The 17,222-nt window shown below is 36.7% G+C and carries 18 protein-coding genes; 9 read left to right on the forward strand and 9 right to left on the reverse strand.

Going from position 1 to position 17,222, the window contains the following annotated elements:
• The first annotated feature begins 88 nt into the window (after window positions 1-88).
• Window positions 89-1,057 (forward strand): KpsF/GutQ family sugar-phosphate isomerase, encoded by a 969-nt coding sequence (locus tag MM214_RS04390; RefSeq protein ID WP_241292481.1) that lies wholly within the window; start codon window positions 89-91, stop codon window positions 1,055-1,057.
• An 11-nt stretch (window positions 1,058-1,068) separates the two neighbouring features.
• Complete coding sequence (locus MM214_RS04395; protein WP_241292483.1) at window positions 1,069-2,142, forward strand: mannose-1-phosphate guanylyltransferase; 1,074 nt, start codon at window positions 1,069-1,071, stop codon at window positions 2,140-2,142.
• Between the two features lie 25 nt (window positions 2,143-2,167).
• On the opposite strand, the gene MM214_RS04400 is transcribed toward MM214_RS04395, so the two are convergent.
• The gene (locus MM214_RS04400) at window positions 2,168-2,821 is read right to left on the reverse strand and encodes a metallophosphoesterase (protein WP_241292485.1); all 654 of its coding nucleotides are present in this window, start codon (window positions 2,819-2,821) and stop codon (window positions 2,168-2,170) included.
• Window positions 2,822-3,083: 262 nt separating this feature from the next.
• Here MM214_RS04400 and MM214_RS04405 point away from each other — a divergent pair, with 262 nt between their 5' ends.
• From MM214_RS04405 to MM214_RS04420, 4 genes are all read left to right on the forward strand, one after another.
• Window positions 3,084-3,668 (forward strand): DUF4136 domain-containing protein, encoded by a 585-nt coding sequence (locus MM214_RS04405; protein ID WP_241292488.1) that lies wholly within the window; start codon window positions 3,084-3,086, stop codon window positions 3,666-3,668.
• A gap of 19 nt (window positions 3,669-3,687) precedes the next feature.
• Complete coding sequence (locus MM214_RS04410) at window positions 3,688-4,185, forward strand: type I restriction enzyme HsdR N-terminal domain-containing protein (protein ID WP_317208408.1); 498 nt, start codon at window positions 3,688-3,690, stop codon at window positions 4,183-4,185.
• An 84-nt stretch (window positions 4,186-4,269) separates the two neighbouring features.
• Entirely contained in the window at window positions 4,270-4,980 is a 711-nt protein-coding gene (locus tag MM214_RS04415) for a Crp/Fnr family transcriptional regulator (RefSeq protein ID WP_241292491.1), read from the forward strand.
• An 18-nt stretch (window positions 4,981-4,998) separates the two neighbouring features.
• A complete protein-coding gene (locus MM214_RS04420; protein WP_241292492.1) occupies window positions 4,999-5,712 on the forward strand; it encodes a hypothetical protein in 714 nt (237 codons plus the stop codon).
• 75 nt (window positions 5,713-5,787) lie between these two features.
• Here the strand turns inward: MM214_RS04420 and MM214_RS04425 are convergent, their stop codons facing one another.
• From MM214_RS04425 to MM214_RS04445, 5 genes are read right to left on the reverse strand one after another with little or no spacing between them, the layout of a single operon-like run.
• The gene (locus MM214_RS04425; protein WP_241292495.1) at window positions 5,788-6,246 is read right to left on the reverse strand and encodes a DUF4268 domain-containing protein; all 459 of its coding nucleotides are present in this window, start codon (window positions 6,244-6,246) and stop codon (window positions 5,788-5,790) included.
• Window positions 6,247-6,249: 3 nt separating this feature from the next.
• Entirely contained in the window at window positions 6,250-7,113 is an 864-nt protein-coding gene (locus MM214_RS04430; RefSeq protein ID WP_241292498.1) for a ChaN family lipoprotein, read from the reverse strand.
• Window positions 7,106-7,471 (reverse strand): dihydroneopterin aldolase, encoded by a 366-nt coding sequence (gene folB / locus MM214_RS04435; protein ID WP_241292501.1) that lies wholly within the window; start codon window positions 7,469-7,471, stop codon window positions 7,106-7,108. The genes MM214_RS04430 and folB overlap by 8 nt, the downstream gene beginning before the upstream one ends.
• Entirely contained in the window at window positions 7,471-8,379 is a 909-nt protein-coding gene (locus MM214_RS04440) for a DivIVA domain-containing protein (RefSeq protein WP_241292503.1), read from the reverse strand. Before MM214_RS04440 ends, folB begins: the two co-directional genes overlap by 1 nt.
• 4 nt (window positions 8,380-8,383) lie before the next feature.
• A complete protein-coding gene (locus MM214_RS04445) occupies window positions 8,384-9,292 on the reverse strand; it encodes a WD40 repeat domain-containing protein (RefSeq protein WP_241292505.1) in 909 nt (302 codons plus the stop codon).
• Window positions 9,293-9,331: 39 nt separating this feature from the next.
• On the opposite strand from MM214_RS04445, the gene MM214_RS04450 reads away from it, so the two are divergent.
• On the forward strand, window positions 9,332-9,961 hold the full coding sequence (locus tag MM214_RS04450; RefSeq protein WP_241292508.1) for a 4'-phosphopantetheinyl transferase family protein: 630 nt from the start codon (window positions 9,332-9,334) through the stop codon (window positions 9,959-9,961).
• 64 nt (window positions 9,962-10,025) lie between these two features.
• On the forward strand, window positions 10,026-10,610 hold the full coding sequence (locus tag MM214_RS04455; RefSeq protein WP_241292511.1) for a thioredoxin-like domain-containing protein: 585 nt from the start codon (window positions 10,026-10,028) through the stop codon (window positions 10,608-10,610).
• 5 nt (window positions 10,611-10,615) lie between these two features.
• On the opposite strand, the gene MM214_RS04460 is transcribed toward MM214_RS04455, so the two are convergent.
• The 3 genes from MM214_RS04460 to MM214_RS04470 all read right to left on the reverse strand — a co-directional run bounded on the left by MM214_RS04460 (window position 10,616) and on the right by MM214_RS04470 (window position 14,269).
• The gene (locus MM214_RS04460; RefSeq protein WP_241292513.1) at window positions 10,616-11,464 is read right to left on the reverse strand and encodes a transglutaminase-like domain-containing protein; all 849 of its coding nucleotides are present in this window, start codon (window positions 11,462-11,464) and stop codon (window positions 10,616-10,618) included.
• Between the two features lie 118 nt (window positions 11,465-11,582).
• Complete coding sequence (locus MM214_RS04465; protein ID WP_241292515.1) at window positions 11,583-13,211, reverse strand: acyl-CoA carboxylase subunit beta; 1,629 nt, start codon at window positions 13,209-13,211, stop codon at window positions 11,583-11,585.
• A 257-nt stretch (window positions 13,212-13,468) separates the two neighbouring features.
• Window positions 13,469-14,269, reverse strand: coding sequence for an N-acetylmuramoyl-L-alanine amidase family protein (locus MM214_RS04470; protein WP_241292725.1), 801 nt, complete (start codon window positions 14,267-14,269; stop codon window positions 13,469-13,471).
• Window positions 14,270-14,337: 68 nt separating this feature from the next.
• Here MM214_RS04470 and MM214_RS04475 point away from each other — a divergent pair, with 68 nt between their 5' ends.
• Window positions 14,338-17,103, forward strand: coding sequence for a putative LPS assembly protein LptD (locus MM214_RS04475; protein ID WP_376856708.1), 2,766 nt, complete (start codon window positions 14,338-14,340; stop codon window positions 17,101-17,103).
• Window positions 17,104-17,222: the final 119 nt, after the last annotated feature.

The following is a 17,222-nucleotide window of genomic DNA, read 5'->3' on the forward strand; positions in this document are numbered from 1 at the left end:
TTAAATGTCTCGCTTTTTAGCTTTCATTAAACTTTAAGGAATTCTTTTTTTACCTTTGGTACAAATTTAATGATTAAGCCTCTCAAAATTGAAATTAACAAAAAATATTAAAACAAGTGCTATAGAAGTGCTTCAAAAGGAGTCAGAAGCTTTACAAAATCTTATAAATTACATTGATGACGATTTTGTGGCCTGTGTGGAAGCTATTTTAGCATCTTCTGGGAGAGTCGTGATCACTGGGATAGGAAAAAGTGCTATAGTAGCGAATAAGATTGTTGCAACACTAAACTCTACGGGCACACCTGCGTTATTTATGCATGCTGCCGATGCAATTCATGGTGATTTGGGCATGATTCAGCAAAATGATTTCGTAATATGCATTTCTAAAAGTGGTAATACACCTGAAATTAGGGTTCTTGTGCCTTTGCTGAAAAGATTGGGGTCAAAACTAATTGCTTTGGTTAGTAATATAAATAGTTATCTTGCAGAGCAAGCGGACTATATCTTGAATGCTACCATTGCAGAAGAGGCTTGTCCCAATAACCTGGCACCCACTACCAGCACCACAGTTCATATGGCTTTGGGAGATGCATTGGCCATTTGTTTGCTTGAGGCTAGAGGATTTACTTCTGAGGATTTCGCTAAGTATCACCCCGGCGGAGCACTTGGAAAGCAATTATACTTGACAGTTTCTGATGTGATTCCTAAGAATCAAATACCAAAAGTGGATCTAGAAGCTTCTTTGACTGAAATTATCGTAGAAATAAGTAGTAAGAGACTTGGAGCCACGGCTGTGGTGAATAGTCAAGGTAAGTTACAAGGTATCATTACAGATGGTGATCTTAGAAGGATGTTACTTTCTGGAGCAGATATCAATCAAGTAAAAGCAGGTCAAATCATGACCGTGAATCCTAAAGTCATCGCCAAGGAAGAATTTGCGATTAGAGCTTTGAATATGATGAAAAGTTTCAATATTACCCAACTTGTGGCCATGGATGGAGAATCTGTGGCTGGCTTCGTTCATATTCATGATTTAATGAAAGAAGGAATAGTTTAATATCAAAATAGATGCAGGAACAACCCTATGTAGTAATCATGGCTGGAGGTATAGGATCCAGGTTTTGGCCTTACAGTAGAAATGAGAGACCAAAGCAGTTTTTAGATGTTTTAAGCACTGGAAGAACACTTCTTCAGATGACTTATGATAGGTTTTTGAAGATTTCTACTCCAGAGATGTTTTTTGTGGTGACCAATAAAAATTACGAACATATAGTCAAAGAACAATTGCCTGATGTGCCTGAAAATCAGATTTTAACAGAGCCTCTAAGGAGAAACACCGCTACTTGTGTGGCATATGCGAGTTATAAAATTGCAAGTATCAATCGAAATGCAAATGTGATTGTGACGCCAGCAGATCACTTGATATTAAACGAGGAAAATTTTTTAGATAAAATAACTAAAGCACAGAAAGCTGCTGAAGTTAATAATAATTTGGTCACAATAGGAATCAAGCCAAATCGTCCAGAAACTGGCTATGGATATATTCAATACCATAGCAATGAAAAATCAGTAGCTAAAAAAGTAAAGACCTTTACAGAAAAACCCAATGCTAAGTTAGCGAAGGCATTTATAGAAAGTGGAGATTTTGTCTGGAATTCAGGGATGTTTGTCTGGAAAGTAAGTAGCATAATATCTGCATTTGAGAAGTATATGCCCGAAGTAGCCGAGGTGTTTGAGGAAGGGACTCAGCATTATTTTTCACCTACAGAAGGAGATTTTATAAATCGTGCATATACCCTTGTCAAGAATATTTCTATCGATTTTGGCATCATGGAAAAGTCAGACGAAGTCTTCGTGGTATTAGGGGACTTTGGATGGTCTGACCTCGGTTCATGGATGAGCTTGCATGAGTTAAAAGATAAAGATGATGCGGGAAATGTGATAGAGGCAAATGCACTTATGTACGATTCTGAAGGATGTTTTGTAAAGGCCCCTAAGGATAAATTGGTGATCGTGCAAGGTTTGAAGAATTATCTTATCAATGAGTCAGATAATGTACTTCTTATCTGTGAACTCGACGCAGAGAATAAATTCAGGGAATTTGTTTCTGATGCCAAGCAAAAAGGAGATGAATATGTCTGATTTTATTTCCTTCAGCCCAAATGGACTACTTTATATCCTGCATGTCTGTAGGTATTGAAATGAGCTCGATGAGCGTTCCATCATCTTCAAGTTTAATTCCAGAAAGATAGTTTCCTTTATAGGCACCAGTATCAATATTCCATGTATTGCTTTCTGGGTAGTATTGAGGATGTTCTGATGTCAAAGGAGTGTGGCCTATAATTTGAACCTTATCTAGTTTCATAGGTCTTCTTCTGCTCCAAAGTACATTTTGGCTGTTGTTTTGCTCAAATGGATCTCCGATACCACTAAATCCAGCATGGGAAATTAACACATGGTCATTTTCCCAATGTAGTGGCAACTCATTGATCCATGGCTGATAGTCTGAGAGGTTCATTTCAAGATTTTCAAATTGAGATAAAACTTGTTCACCACCATTTTGTAGCCAATTGTAGGGCGTTTTGGCATGTTGGAAATGATCTATCATCATTTGCTCATGATTTCCTCTTAAAAAAAAGGAATTATCAGGGAAGGATTTTTTGATTTCGAAAGATAGCCTAATCGATAGAGGAGAAAGATTACCTCTGTCAATTAAGTCCCCAACTTGGATAAGTGTCTCATGCTTAGGGTTCCACTGGTCTAATAGTTTCAGGTAAGTGTGAAAACAGCCATGCACATCGCCGATAATAAATAAAGCCATATTTTTTTTCTTAAGATGATTTATTTTTTCTGGGTCAGATTTTAAATTCAAAGCAACAAATAAAGCCATTTTTGACATATAAGAGGTGGTTTTTTGAAAAATGTCTTTTAAATGTTTGACTTACAGAAGTCTATGTTTGATAAACAAAAAATTATGATTGAAGTTTAACCTTAGAATTTGTTCAAAATATGGATTTCATTGATTAAATTGAACGTGTGAGTTTAAAAAGAAATAATTCAAAACACCCATACTTACATCAAACATGAAAAACTTTACAACTCTAAGCTTGGTTCTTTTGCTACTTGCAGTATCATGTGCCACCCAAAAAGACTACATTGCGGAATACGACTTTAATTATTCAGCAAATTTTAAGAGGTATAAAACTTTTGGATTTGTAGATAATCCTGATGATGATGAAGATATGGAGGTCGTGGAAGTAATTCGAAGATCAATTTCCAATAGACTCGGTTCACAAGGTTTCAAGTTTCAAGAGACCAAACCTGACTTATTGGTAAATTATAAAGTGTATCGTGAGGAAGTAAAGTATAGGGGATATGATCAGCCTAACTTTGATTATTGGCTACAAAGGAAAAGCTATTATGTAGCGGAAGATGAAGAGGAGATAAGTGATGATAAGAAAGAAAAAGATGAGAATTACAATAAGGTAAAATACGCTCAGAATGATGGGATGTTGGTTGTATTCGTGATAGACAACAAAAAAGGGAATACTATATGGCAGGGATATACTTCAGGTCTGTTTGATTATACCTCTCCTGAGATGAAAACCGATCTGACTAGAGCAACATATAAGGTCATGGATCAATTTAGGATTTTGACAAAAAACTAATAAATCAAATTATCAGTCTTTGGACAAAAGCTTGCATATTTGTGCTATGCTCAAGGATAGATACGGATTTCTTCAAGAACCATTAAATTTCCCTTCATTTGATTTTAAAATTCAAGATGGTCAGGATGGGAGTTTAATGGTTTTTGACGCTTTGAGGAAAAAATTTTTGGTGCTTACTCCTGAGGAATGGGTTAGACAGCACATCGTTCAGTTATTATTGACTCAGTTTAATTATCCCAAAAGTTTGTTTGTTTTAGAAAAGGGGGTCAAATATAACACCCTTCAAAAAAGGTTTGATGTATTGGTGTACGATAGAGAGGGCTTGCCTTTTCTTTTGATAGAATGCAAAGCACCTAGTGTGAAGCTCTCTCAATCAACCTTGTCTCAAGTATGTACATACAACCAAACCCTCCGAGCGCCATATTTGGGTATAAGTAATGGAAAGCAGCATATTTTTTTGGAGCTTGACCCCAACACGCTTGAGTATAGTCAAATTTCTAAATTACCGACATTTTAAGCTGTGTTTTGCTTAAAATTGGTGTCAATCTTTAGTTTTTTGAGTATATTTAGACATTGATTTCAAATTCACTTCCAAATTATCATGATCAAAGAAAAGGCTAGCCCATGTGAACTTTGCCTCAGTAGAAAATTTTCAATGTTTGCTGACTTGAGTGATTCCCACTTATGCAATATATCAGATAACAAGAATTTCATATCACACAAAAAAGGTCAAATTCTATTCTATGAGGGGACCAAACCTTTGGGTGTATTCTGTGTAAGTTCGGGAATAGTGAAAGTTTTCAAGACAGCTTCAAACGGAAAGGAGCAAATCATAAGACTTGCGAAGAAGGGAGATTTCTTAGGATATTCATCAATGCTAGGTGAGGAATCGTACTCGAATACCGCCACTATAGTGGAGGATGCAAAGATTTGTTTTGTTCCGAAAGAGACTTTTCTGAAAGTTCTTGTTGAGGATAATAATTTTCACCGAAGATTGACCAAAGCACTTTGCAAGGATCTGGGTTTGATGGAGGAAAAGTTGACAGATGCTACGCAGAAAACGATCCGGGAGCGATTAGCATTTACTTTACTGAAGCTGAGTGATACTTATGGTGTAGATGGTGGAGAGGGAGAGAAGATAGATGTGGTATTGAGTAGAGAAGAGATAGCTGGATTGGTGGGTACTGCTACGGAGACTGTCATAAGGTTGCTTTCTGAGTTCAAAAAAGATGGGCTTATCGAATTCGATGGAAAAAAAATCATCGTGATTGATAAAAAGCAACTGGCAAGGTTAAGTGATTTTTATGGTTGATATATGATTCGTGTTATTATGAAAATAAGTTTGCTCTATTTTGTATTAGCTTTCTTGCTTTTAGCGGCTTGTACTTCTTCTTCAGAACAATTTGCATCTGAGGTATTGAAGGAAGCTTTATCGACACATGATCCTTCAAAAGCATGGCTGAATAAGGAGGCTTTAAAGATAAATACCGTAACAGTACATTTTGATACTGATGGAAACATATTGAATTCACAAGAAAATCAATTGGAGTTTAGATTGAAACCTTTTTTCGAAGGGTCAAATAAATGGGAAAAAGATAGCCTAATTCATAAAGTTACATTTGATGGCTTGGTTACTAGCTATAAAATGGGGCAAAATGAGGTTTTGAATAAAGGTTTTCTTAAAAACAAGCATGATGAACTACTATCGGCTTATATGGATATAGCTTTTCCGCTGAATCATAAAGATGTCGTGAAGTCTATTTCTTTTCTAAATAAATCAAAAATTCTAGGCAATAGGGAGGCTGAAGTTTTAGAACTTCATACAAAAGATGGTAGATCTTTGGAAATTTACATCCTAACTGAGACGAATGAAATGATAGGGTATAAACGTAATACTAGAGATAGCTATGAAGTAGTTTATTCAGTCGAAAGTGATTATTTGGAAGGACTTTTACTTCCAAAGAAAAAGGAGATTTTTGCCGCAGATAGTCTTGGAAATCACTTGTATTTGAAATCAACTGTTACTTACAATTATTTGAAATAGTGTTTTATACATCAATGCATCATTGAAGTCGAAGATAACGGCTTCTATTGTTTTCCTATTGAATATTAAAGTCAATTACAGTTCTTCAAATGCTGGCTTCATATTAGACCAGAATTCATCAAGTAAAATGATTCTTGGCTTGAGAAAGGATATTATTTTGGGCCAATCATTTTGATCTAACACATTTACTTTGGTAAGGCCTTTTTCTACTTTGGAAATATATTTCCCATATTCGTCTTCGTGATGTAAAGTCCATTTCCATTCTTCACCCAAAGTATTATGCAAAATAGACTTGAAGGTGATCAATTGCTCGAAATAAAGTTGCTGCAACTCTGGATCTGTATGTGTGAATTCTATGCCAATTGAAGCGAAATCTCTTTCAGCTTTCATTTTGAAGAATATGTGTTTCACACCAGTTTTGTAATTAGGCCAGTTTATTTTCTTTCCTTCGGCTGAAGGTACTGGTTTCATGTACTGACCAAATGCTGTCCAAAAGTCTTTTCTGATTTTTGATTTTTCTGCTTTACTGTACATTGATCAATAACTCTTAGGACTGTCCAAAGGAAGTACAATTATAAAGTCAGCAATGCCTACAGATTCTTTTTGAAGCTCACCCATATTATCTTGCTCCACAGTAGATATCGTGGCCAAGGCGATGGAAGGGTTTCTCTGCATCAGATACCAGACTATTCCTTCGTAGTTATTGCTATGATAACTACCATTGATATGATAAACTTGAACATTGTTGTCTATTGACTCCTCTAATGAAAAAGCCATGGTTGCATCTTTTATGGCTTGAGCTTGTATCATATAGTCGGTGTTCATTCCGCTGCCGTGCATCATTTGTTTCATGCCAACATAACCAGGGAGGCTCATATCCACATCGATCGGAAGTGGTGCAATATATGTTTTTGCTAGGTCACTAAGGTTCTCTAAGGCAAGTAATCCTTCTCTGCTGACCAAGGAAGCATATTTACGAGGTACATTACTAGCGATGAAGCCAATACCTTTTTCTTTGGCAAAGCGCATTAAAGGTTTGTAATCTGTCTGGTAATTATTCCAAAGTTTTGCTTCGGCTTCGAAATTTTTTTCTGATATTTTTCCTGCAAACCATTCATCAATATTCAATTGATCATCTCTTTCAAAAAACTCACCACTAAGAGCTATATTTCTTTCGGTTTTGTGAAGCTCCTTCAATAGCTGCAATTGCAGCCAATGTGCTATGGCACTGTTGTGTAATTCACCAAACAAAATTACATCTTGCGTTTTGACTGAGGTGACCATCTGCTCAAATGTCGCAGCATTTCCTTCTTTGTCGAAAATATTAAATGTCAGATTTTGAGCGTAGGAGAATTGAATGGTACTAATGAGTAGACCAAATAGCAATACTTTTTTAATCATAGTCTTCAGGATAACTTACTGTCACAACGGAATAATTCACCACTCCACCAATGGCAGGATTGTGTTTTTTGATAGTAATACACACTTGCTTGGCGTGAGGATAGGCTAAAAGGATGTCTTTGATCATGAGGTGAGCGAGATGTTCTAAAAGCTTGACAGGCTCAAGCATGTGAGATTTAGCTATTTGGTAGATTTTCGCATAGTCTACTGTATCCTTCAGCGTATCATGCAGCATGGCTTGTCTAAAATCAGCTTCTACTTGAATATCTACTGTAAATCTATTACCTAGTTTATTCTCTTCAGAGAATACACCATGATAAGCATGAAACTCAATACCTTCTAATGATACCCTTCCCATTATCCTAACTCATCAAAGAAAGAATTTCCTTTATTGATTTTGTTTTTAACCTCTTGAGGTTCTTCCACGGGTTGCTCATTGGGGATGTTTTCAGAAACCACTTCAGCAGCGGTGGTTTGAGCCAAAGGTGTATTTTCTTTCAATTCTTCATCACTATCAGCGTCTTCAATTGTTGAATCCCGATCAGATTCCAGTGTTTCGGTATAGATTTCTTCATCATGAGCTAAACTATCTTGAACAAGTTCATCTGCCATCTTGATCTCAGAAGAGGATTCTTTTAAAACTATTTCTTCCTGATTGATACTTGCGCTTGCTATATTGGCCATGGTAAATGCGTTGGACTTGTTCAAATTTTCTACCAGTTCCAAGTGTACATTTACATTGATTTTTTCCAAGTTACTTGTCGAAACACTGATGTCATCTTGGATGTCTTCTGCAATTTTTTTAAGGTTTCTTAAGACCAACTCACGCTGTTGAATAAGCTTTTGATAGCCATAAACCAGTGAGCTAACATCATTTTGGAGGTCTTCCATGATTTGTCTTGCTTTGGTTTCTGCCGTCTCAATTAAGTTTTGAGATCTAGACTTAGCATCATTCAGCATAGATTCAGCGTTTTGGTGAGCCTCTCTTACGATGTACTCGGCTGCTTCATTGGCTTCTTCGATGATACTGGCGCCAGTATCTTCTGCAGTTTTCAATGTTCTAAAAAGAGAAGCTTCTACTTCCTTCATTTTGTTTGCCTCTCTGATACTTTCATCCAATTTTTTTTGAAGTTCTTCAGTATCATTGTTGACTTTTTCCCATTCTTCGGATAGTTGCTTCAAAAATTCGTCAACTTCATCCTTGTCATACCCTCTGAAGTTTTTTTCAAAGGATTTTTTTCTGATTTCTAAGGCTGTTATTTTCATAAAATTAAAATTCTAATTGCCAAATGGAGATATTTCTATCGTCACTGACAGAAATAATAGATTGGTCATATTTACTCCATATTATTTTGTTAATTGAAGTTCCATGTCCCGCGTGGCGTGCTTTGTCTATCACTTTGAGTAATTTGTGGTCTTCGGAACTCCATACTTTTATGGACTTGTCCATGCTGCAAGTAGCAAAATACTTACCATCATTGCGAAAAGCAAGAAAATTGATAGCATACATATGTGCTATCACCTCATCTTGAAGCAAAAAGTCCTTAGCATTCCAAATTTTGAGGTGTGCATCTCTACCACCTGAAATCAATTTGGATTGATCTGGAGCGTAGGCTAGAGCAAAAACTGAATTAGTATGCCCTTCCAAGTTTGCAATAGGTTCGTCATTGGTCAGGTTTAGTATTTTGACAGTGTGGTCACTGAATCCTATTGCTAATTGATTAAGTATGGGATTCACGGCCATTACTCGCGCACTTTTGTCGCTTAGTTTTAATCTTTTCTTGATTGCTTTTTGATCTAGATCTATCATTGTAATTAGCCCATCTCCAGTAGCTACATAGGCTATTCCAGAGGTGATTTTGATATCAAAAATGGATTGATCTGTCATTCTAATAGACCACAATTCTTGATTATGAACTAAATCAATCACATGAATACCTTCAAAATTATGACCTATGAGTAATAAATTTCTCTCATGATCTACTGCCAAAGCGTACACAGAATGTGGGAGTTTTGCAATCAATTTTCCATTTTTCGGATCCTCTAAATTCCACGCTACCACCATTCCATCACCAGCTCCAGTGTAGAAGTATTGAGGCTCAGCACCTTCTGTCAAAGCATAGATGCAATCATTGTGTCCAGTGAGTGTATGGAGTTTATTTACATTGATTTTTGACATATATTGCGAGTTGAGCAAACCATAAACCCGTTTTGGGCTATGCAAACAAAAATAGAAAAAATAAGTGCTTTATCGGCTTTGGCTGTGAATAATATTCAAGAAGTAGCTACTCAAGAAGTGGATTTCTTGAGTTTTAGAGAAAGACTTGCTTTATCGAATATTTCTAGGGAAGAGAAGAGGTATGAATGGAAAGCTGCTCGGATTGCTCTAAAGGCAGCATTAGATGAGATTTCTTTACCTTATGCAGGGTTTTTCAAAGATGAGCATGGCAAATCTTATCCTATGGATGGTTTGGGTTTTGTTTCATTAACGCATACCAAAGGTGTAGCTGCTGCGATTTTTCATAAAAATATGCCTGTGGGTATTGACTTGGATTATGTTCGAGAAAAAGTTGTAAAACTTGGTCCAAAATTTTTAGACCCTTGTGAAATGGCTTTTCTCCAAAGTGACCCACTACTCTATACAATGGCATGGTCTGCGAAGGAATCTATTTTCAAATGTCAAGGTAAAAAAGGTATAAGCTTACGAGAACATATTCTTCTTGAACCTTTCTCAAAAGGGGATCATATAATCTCAGGAAAAATTTATCAAACCGAATACTCCGACCATCACTATCAAGTGAAAATTGAAGTATCGGGAGACATGGTATTAAGCTATACTGTTTGGTAGTGAATTTGTGGTTATATTTACGTGGTTGTTTGATCTGTTTTGACATTGATGTGACTCTAATTATATGAAAAATATTATACTCTCCATAATATTAGTGCTTAGCTTAGTACATTACTCAAGCTTTGCACAGCGTGTTGACAATTTCCAATTAGAAGACATAATTTCAGGGAATAGTTTTGAACTTGCCCAACATCAAGAAGCAAAAGCAGTCGTTTTGATATTCACTACAGTTTCTTGCCCATTTTCAAAACTTTATGAAAATAGGATATTTGAATTTCACGAAAAATTCACAAAAGAAGGATTTGTGTTTGCATTGGTGAATCCTCATCATGGAAATGATCCAGAAGAATCCAAAGAAGCAGTCTCAGAGAGATTTAAAAATAAAGCTAATGGATTGGTAGTCTTGAATGATGGAGATCAATCGCTCATGACAATGGTACAAGCAAGCAAACTACCAGAGGTGGTTGTGATCACCCCTGGACCAACAGGCTTCGCAATAGCTTATAAGGGTGCCATAGATAACAATCCTCAGGTACCAGAGAGTGCAAACATGAAATATCTTCAGAGTGCCCTACAATCTATTCAATCCAAAAGAAGTCCTAGCCCTAGCAGTAGCAGAGCAGTGGGCTGTAATATTCGCTTGAAGTAAGGTTTTTAGTATGATCCTTCTAGAATTTTTAAAATTTCCTGCGTTTCCAAGCTTTTTTCTAGTTCACCGATCTTTTCAAATGCTAGAAAAAGGTTTTTTACCGTTCTTAGGATAATATCTTTGTTGGAACATGGTTCAAAATAGGCGTCTTTTGGAGAGATTTTCAAGTGTTCGAGGTAATTGTGAATATCTTTTTTGTTGAATATCAAGCCTTTATTGAAAGCGTTGATGTAGAAGTTATAGTCCTGAGATTTGTAAGTCAATACAAAAAGATTGGGGAGATTCACTCCATATATAGGAAGACCGAGTTTTTGAGCCACCAGAAGATAAATTGAACAAAGGCTTATTGGGTTTCCTTTTTTACTTTCGATCACATTGCTAAGCATGCTATTTCCAGGAGAATGGAAATTTTTCGTATTGGCAGAAAATCTCAAGCTGCTAAACAAGACATGATTGATATTGAGGATTTGATCTCTAGGGGGCAAGTCATTTTTGAAACCAGTCCATACTTCAAAATATATCTGATGCATGTCCGCATTCAGTTTGTCAAATTCAAGGTCAGGATATTGATAGGTGTTGATTATCCATAGGCCAGTAAGGAGATCCTGTTCTGGAGACTTTACCCAATCTATCAATCTATCTTTCAATAGGGAAAATTGTAATTTATGAACCAGATCTTCAATTTCTTTTTGTAATTCAGGATTAAAACTGTCTTCCCATTTCTTTTCCAAAGTAGGGATAATTTGATGTCCGAGGGATATTATTTTTTCTTGCACATGTGATTTCACTTCGTGATCATTGTCATCTAGCAGTGAAATCAAGGCATCCAATTCGCTTTCTGTCAGTTTACCCATGCTTAAATAATTTTGTCTTTTATATTGAGTCAATTACGGGTTTGGTGATGATTTGATTTTTTTTTAGAAACTCCAATGGTCAAAGACTTCCTAATCAATAATTATGTAAGAGTAATCCTTAGGTTTGGATAACCCCAACGTTGAATCTTTCTGTAATTGGCGCATGGTTTGCTGCTTCTATTCCTATACTGATAACCTTACGAGTTTCTAAAGGATCGATTACCCCATCTATCCAGAGTCTCGAAGCTGCATAGTAAGGGCTAAGTTCTTCATCATACTTAGCTTTGATATCCTCTAATAACTTGTTTTCATCCTCAGAAGAGATTTCTTTACCAGCCTTTTTCAAAGATGCAATTTTAATTTGTAATAAGGTTTTGGCGGCAGAAGCTCCAGACATGACAGCCATCTGTGCAGTAGGCCAAGAGAAAATCAATCTAGGATCATATGCTTTGCCACACATGGCGTAATTTCCAGCTCCATAAGAATTGCCTACAATTATAGTGAATTTTGGAACAACTGAATTAGCCATAGCATTGACCATTTTTGCACCATCTTTGATAATCCCGCCATGCTCAGCTTTGCTACCTACCATGAACCCAGATACATCTTGAATGAATAGGAGAGGGATCTTACGCTGATTACAATTCATGATAAATCTAGCTGCTTTATCTGCAGAATCGGAGTAGATGACTCCTCCCATTTGCATTTCACCTTTTTTTGTCTTTACAATTTTGCGCTGATTGGCTACTATTCCTATAGCCCAGCCATCTATCCTTGCTGTTCCACAAAGTAGGGTTTTCCCATAATCTTTTTTATACTCATCAAATGTAGATTCGTCCACCAAATGTTCAATGATTTCCTTCATGTCATAAGGCTTTACACGGTCGGTGGGGAAAATTCCATAAAGGTTGTTTATGTCTTTTTTAGGGTCTTGACTTTCTATTCTATCAAATCCTGCTTTTTCAGATTCGCCTATTTTATCAAAAATATTCCTAATGGCATCCAAGCAGGATTGATCAGAATCATATTTGTTGTCTGTGACTCCTGATATTTCGCAATGTGTCGTTGCTCCGCCGAGTGTTTCATTGTCTATATGCTCACCAATTGCCGCTTTGACAAGGTATGATCCTGCAAGAAAAATTGAACCTGTCTTATCTACAATCATCGCTTCATCAGACATGATCGGAAGATATGCACCTCCTGCTACGCAGCTCCCCATGATGGCGGCTATTTGAATGATTCCCATAGAGGACATCTTGGCATTGTTTCTGAATTGCCTACCAAAGTGCTCTTTATCTGGGAAAATTTCATTTTGCATTGGGAGAAATACCCCTGCACTATCGACCAAATATACAATCGGCAGCCTATTTTCCATGGCTATCTCTTGAGCCCGAAGGTTCTTCTTGGCTGTCATGGGAAACCAAGCACCAGCTTTGACAGTAGCGTCATTGGCTACGACCATGCACATGCGACCTTTGATATAGCCTATACCCGCTACTACACCTGCTGAGGGACATCCACCTTCCTCTAGATACATGCCATCAGCTGCAAAAGTACCAATTTCTAAAAATTCAGAATCCTTGTCACGCAAGTAGGAAATTCTTTCTCTTGCAGTAAGTTTTCCTTTTTCATGCTCTTTTGCAATTCTTTTTTCCCCACCTCCAAGTTTTACTCTTTTCAATTTTTCCTTAAGGTGAAAAAGTAACTCTTTATTTTGTGCTTCATTGTTTTTGAAAGTATTATCCATACAGTTTTTTGGGTTTAATTCGTCGATTAAGATAGGTTAATACAAGATAAATACCAAGTCAATAATAGTCTCTATACTTGACGTAGTAGATATATGTATAGTTTTAGCCGATTCGTCTTCGATCAGCAGAAGTAATATATAGGTGACAAATACGTTTCGGAATGAAATTTCATACTTGAAACAAGAAATGAGTTAAAACAAAAGTAGTCTTGCTTCCAAGACTACATTTTCCAAGTATGATAATTTATGAAAATATTTTACAAAGACTCTATATCTTCTTTGTAGGCTTTGATAGATCGGTATATTGCCGACGCAAGATAAGTTTGTCCATCTTTGCTATTGAGGAATCTTTCCTCATTGGCATTGGAAATAAAACCAAGCTCAACCAATACAGAAGGCATACTTGTAGTCCAAAGCACATAAAAAGGAGCTTGTTTCACCCCTCTGCTATGCCTATTGACTCTACTGGTGAAATCAGTTTCGATTTTGGAAGCAAGTGAGAGGCTATTGGATAGAAAAGCCTTTTGCATGATGTTGAACATGATGTAGGATTCTGGTGAAGTAGGATCAAAACCCTCGTAATTCTCCTTATAGTTATCTTCTAGTAAAATTACAGAGTTCTCTTTTTTGACTATGTCAAAATTTGCCTCAAAGTTTTTTGTACCCATTACGAATGTTTCCGTGCCATAAGCAGATCTATTGGCGGCGGAGTTGCAATGAATAGAAATGAAAAGATCTGCCTTATTTCTATTGGCTATGTTTGATCTCTCTTTTAAATCCACGAAAACGTCAGACTGCCTAGTGTAAATCACTTTGACATCTGGGAGATTTTCTTGAATATATTTCCCCACTTGTAAGGCCACTTTGAGGGTGATATCTTTTTCTCTGCTGCTAGAGCCCAGAGCTCCAGGGTCTTTTCCTCCATGTCCTGCATCAATGACAATGGTCTTCAGTTTGAATTCAGGAGCTCTACTTCCAGTAGGTAAGAAGCTCATAAAAAGGGTAGAAAAAGTAATTAAAGAAATAACTAGAATATTTTTAACTTGAAGGCGTTTCATAAGCATTAAATACCATTAACTTTGCTCGTTCGAAATTTAGAAATTTTTAAACAAATTTGATTCACTCGGTGCGGAATATCAGGCTCCATTTCATATTATTACTCCTTTTGTGGGTATTACCTCAGCTGGTTCAATCCCAAGATCGGAGAACTAGGAGGGTAGAGATACCCATCACCGCTCCAGATTCTATACTGACAGCACCAGCTGCCGTGATTCCCGATATTGATAATACTGAAATTGCGCTTTCTGACAGCCTTCCCGAAAATGACTCTACAAAGGTAGTGCCTAAAGGTGATATTGAAACAATAATCAATTATTATGGTGAAGATAGTATCATCACTGACTTTGTTCAAAATAAGATTTTCCTTCACAAAGACGCTTGGTTTGAATATGGAAATATTAGATTAGATGCAGATTTAATTATAATAGATTGGGATAAAAGCGAGATTTTTGCATCTGGGGTAGTAGATTCATTGGGGAATATTCAGGGCAACCCCATGTTCAAAGAAGGAAATACTTCTTATGAAATAAGGAAAGAAATGCGATATAATTTTAAATCGCAGCGAGCAATAATCAAAGATGTAGTCACGGAACAGCAAGATGGACTACTTCGTGGGCAGACGATAAAGAAAACCACCGATGGAAGTATTTACATGGATCATGGATTCTATACCACATGTAATTTGGCAGAGCCTCATTGGCATATCAATGCCGCTAAGATCAAATCCATCAGAGGAAAGCAAGTAGTCACTGGACCATTCAATTTGTATTTTAATAACATACCTACTCCTTTTGGGTTACCATTTGGTATCATACCAGATACACCAGAAGAAAAAATGTCTGGTATAGTGTTTCCTTCGTACGGTCAAGAACAACGGAGAGGATTGTTTCTAAGAGATTTTGGCTACTATTTTGCATTCAATGACTATATTCATACCAGATTGACGGGTGATATTTTTTCCAATGGTGGTTGGGGAGCAAAAGCTGCAACAATTTACAAGAAAAGGTATAAGTACAATGGTGGATTCAATATTGACTTTCAAAGTTTCAAAAGCCCTGAAACAGAATTGAATCCTTTAGATTTCACTTCGGTATGGGTAAGTTGGCAACATACTCCAGAAACTCGTGGTAACTCAAGATTTTCAGCATCTGTCAATGCAGGTACTCAGAACTACAATAATAATGTAGTCAATCCCAATAACTTTGTGAATAATGTAAGGGCTGATTTCAACTCAAACGTAGCTTATAGCAAAACTTTTGCTGGAACACCTTTCAGCATGTCCGCTAATCTTCGACATTCTCAAAACATCAATACTGATGAGGTAAACCTGACACTTCCTGATGTTGCATTTAACATGAACAGGCAGAATCCTTTTCAGAATATCAGTAAATTTGAGCCATTGAAAACACTCAACATTGCTTGGAATTTTAACCTTCAAAACTCCATTACAAATAGAATAACTCCAACTTTAGGAGTGCAAAATTTAGTTTTCCAACAAGATTTTGGCGAAGAGCAAATTGAACAACCCTCGGTTACTCCCTTTAATTTTGCTAATATTCCGCAGCTATTTAGAGATGCAAATAATGGAGCACGAAATACAGTTCCTATCTCTTCAAATTTCACCTTATTCAAGTACTTCACAGGTACTGCCTCTGCCAACTATACAGAGCTTTGGTATTTAGAAAAAATCAACTATTACTACAATGATGTTGAGAATAGGGTGGATCGTATCATCGAAAATGGATTTAATAGAGTCGGGTTTTATACCTCTTCATTTGCACTCAATACCAACCTTTATGGTATGTACATTCTGAAGAATAGTAAGAAAATCGAAAGAATTAGGCATCATATGCAGCCCTCTTTTGGATTTAACTATACACCTGATTTTTCCAATCCTGCTTTTGGGTATTATCAAAATGTACAAGTAGATAGTACAGGAAGGACACAGCTATATTCAAGACACCAAGGGTTTATATTCCAAGGAGCACCTCTTGGAGAGTCTCGGTCTTTGAGTATATCGATTCGAAATGTGCTCGAAGCAAAAATAAGAACCGAAAGTGATACAGCGGGGGTCAAGACAAAGAAGATTCCTTTGCTTCAGACTTTGAATATCAACACCAATTATAACTTTGCAGCTGATTCATTTCAGTTGGCCCCCATCAACATGAGCACGCGGACTACATTTTTTGACAATAAGCTTTCCGTAAACTTGTCAGGTACATTGGATCCATATGCTACTGCCACGTCCCGGACAGCTCAAGGTCAAGAGACCACTCGGAGAATAAATGACTACGCATGGCGGCGAGGACAAGGCATAGGTGCTTTAAGAAATGCAACGTTGAATCTTAACGGTAGCTTAAATCCAAGTAAGACTCAGAAGTCTCCTGGAGAGGTAAGAGATGATATCACAAACGATTTCTTGCAGCAAGGTGGGCAGATGAATGAGTTTGTTGAGAATGAGATTACTAGAATTGTCAATGACCCTAGTCAGTACATTGATTGGAGTATACCATGGAATCTTGGATTTGGCTATAACCTTTCTTACAATAGGCAACCAAGTGGTAATACAAATATCACTCAAGCCTTGAACATCAATGGAGATTTAAGCTTGACAGAGAAGTGGAAAATCAATTTTAATACTGGATATGATTTTTCCACTGCGAAAATTACTCAGACTATGATATCTATAGCCAGAGATTTACATTGCTGGCAAATGAATGTCTCTTGGATACCATTTGGGACATTTACTTCTTATAGTGTTGATATCAGGGTGAAATCTGCGATACTCCAAGATTTGAAAGTAAGCAGAAGGAGATCCTTCTTTGATAGGTAAATATTGTAATGATTTAAAAGATTAGACTCTTGGTGTCTTTGCGGACATACCGATCAATCAATTGTATTACTTAGGAATAAAAATAATAGGTAGTTGGGTGAGGAGATTAGTAAAGATGT

It is taken from the genome of Belliella kenyensis, from assembly GCF_022549675.1.
In the GTDB taxonomy this organism is placed as follows: Bacteria; Bacteroidota; Bacteroidia; order Cytophagales; family Cyclobacteriaceae; genus Belliella; species Belliella kenyensis.

What these genes read in the sequence shown, in the direction of transcription:
- MM214_RS04395 (WP_241292483.1), top strand. Translation starts at nt 1,069, where the DNA reads ATGCAGGAACAACCCTATGTAGTAATCATGGCTGGAGGTATAGGATCC.
- MM214_RS04420 (WP_241292492.1), top strand. Translation starts at nt 4,999, where the DNA reads ATGAAAATAAGTTTGCTCTATTTTGTATTAGCTTTCTTGCTTTTAGCG.
- MM214_RS04400 (WP_241292485.1), bottom strand. Translation starts at nt 2,821, where the DNA reads ATGGCTTTATTTATTATCGGCGATGTGCATGGCTGTTTTCACACTTAC.
- MM214_RS04465 (WP_241292515.1), bottom strand. Translation starts at nt 13,211, where the DNA reads ATGGATAATACTTTCAAAAACAATGAAGCACAAAATAAAGAGTTACTT.
- MM214_RS04445 (WP_241292505.1), bottom strand. Translation starts at nt 9,292, where the DNA reads ATGTCAAAAATCAATGTAAATAAACTCCATACACTCACTGGACACAAT.
- MM214_RS04405 (WP_241292488.1), top strand. Translation starts at nt 3,084, where the DNA reads ATGAAAAACTTTACAACTCTAAGCTTGGTTCTTTTGCTACTTGCAGTA.
- MM214_RS04440 (WP_241292503.1), bottom strand. Translation starts at nt 8,379, where the DNA reads ATGAAAATAACAGCCTTAGAAATCAGAAAAAAATCCTTTGAAAAAAAC.
- MM214_RS04425 (WP_241292495.1), bottom strand. Translation starts at nt 6,246, where the DNA reads ATGTACAGTAAAGCAGAAAAATCAAAAATCAGAAAAGACTTTTGGACA.
- MM214_RS04430 (WP_241292498.1), bottom strand. Translation starts at nt 7,113, where the DNA reads ATGATTAAAAAAGTATTGCTATTTGGTCTACTCATTAGTACCATTCAA.
- folB (WP_241292501.1), bottom strand. Translation starts at nt 7,471, where the DNA reads ATGGGAAGGGTATCATTAGAAGGTATTGAGTTTCATGCTTATCATGGT.
- MM214_RS04460 (WP_241292513.1), bottom strand. Translation starts at nt 11,464, where the DNA reads ATGGGTAAACTGACAGAAAGCGAATTGGATGCCTTGATTTCACTGCTA.
- MM214_RS04450 (WP_241292508.1), top strand. Translation starts at nt 9,332, where the DNA reads ATGCAAACAAAAATAGAAAAAATAAGTGCTTTATCGGCTTTGGCTGTG.
- MM214_RS04470 (WP_241292725.1), bottom strand. Translation starts at nt 14,269, where the DNA reads ATGAAACGCCTTCAAGTTAAAAATATTCTAGTTATTTCTTTAATTACT.
- MM214_RS04455 (WP_241292511.1), top strand. Translation starts at nt 10,026, where the DNA reads ATGAAAAATATTATACTCTCCATAATATTAGTGCTTAGCTTAGTACAT.
- MM214_RS04415 (WP_241292491.1), top strand. Translation starts at nt 4,270, where the DNA reads ATGATCAAAGAAAAGGCTAGCCCATGTGAACTTTGCCTCAGTAGAAAA.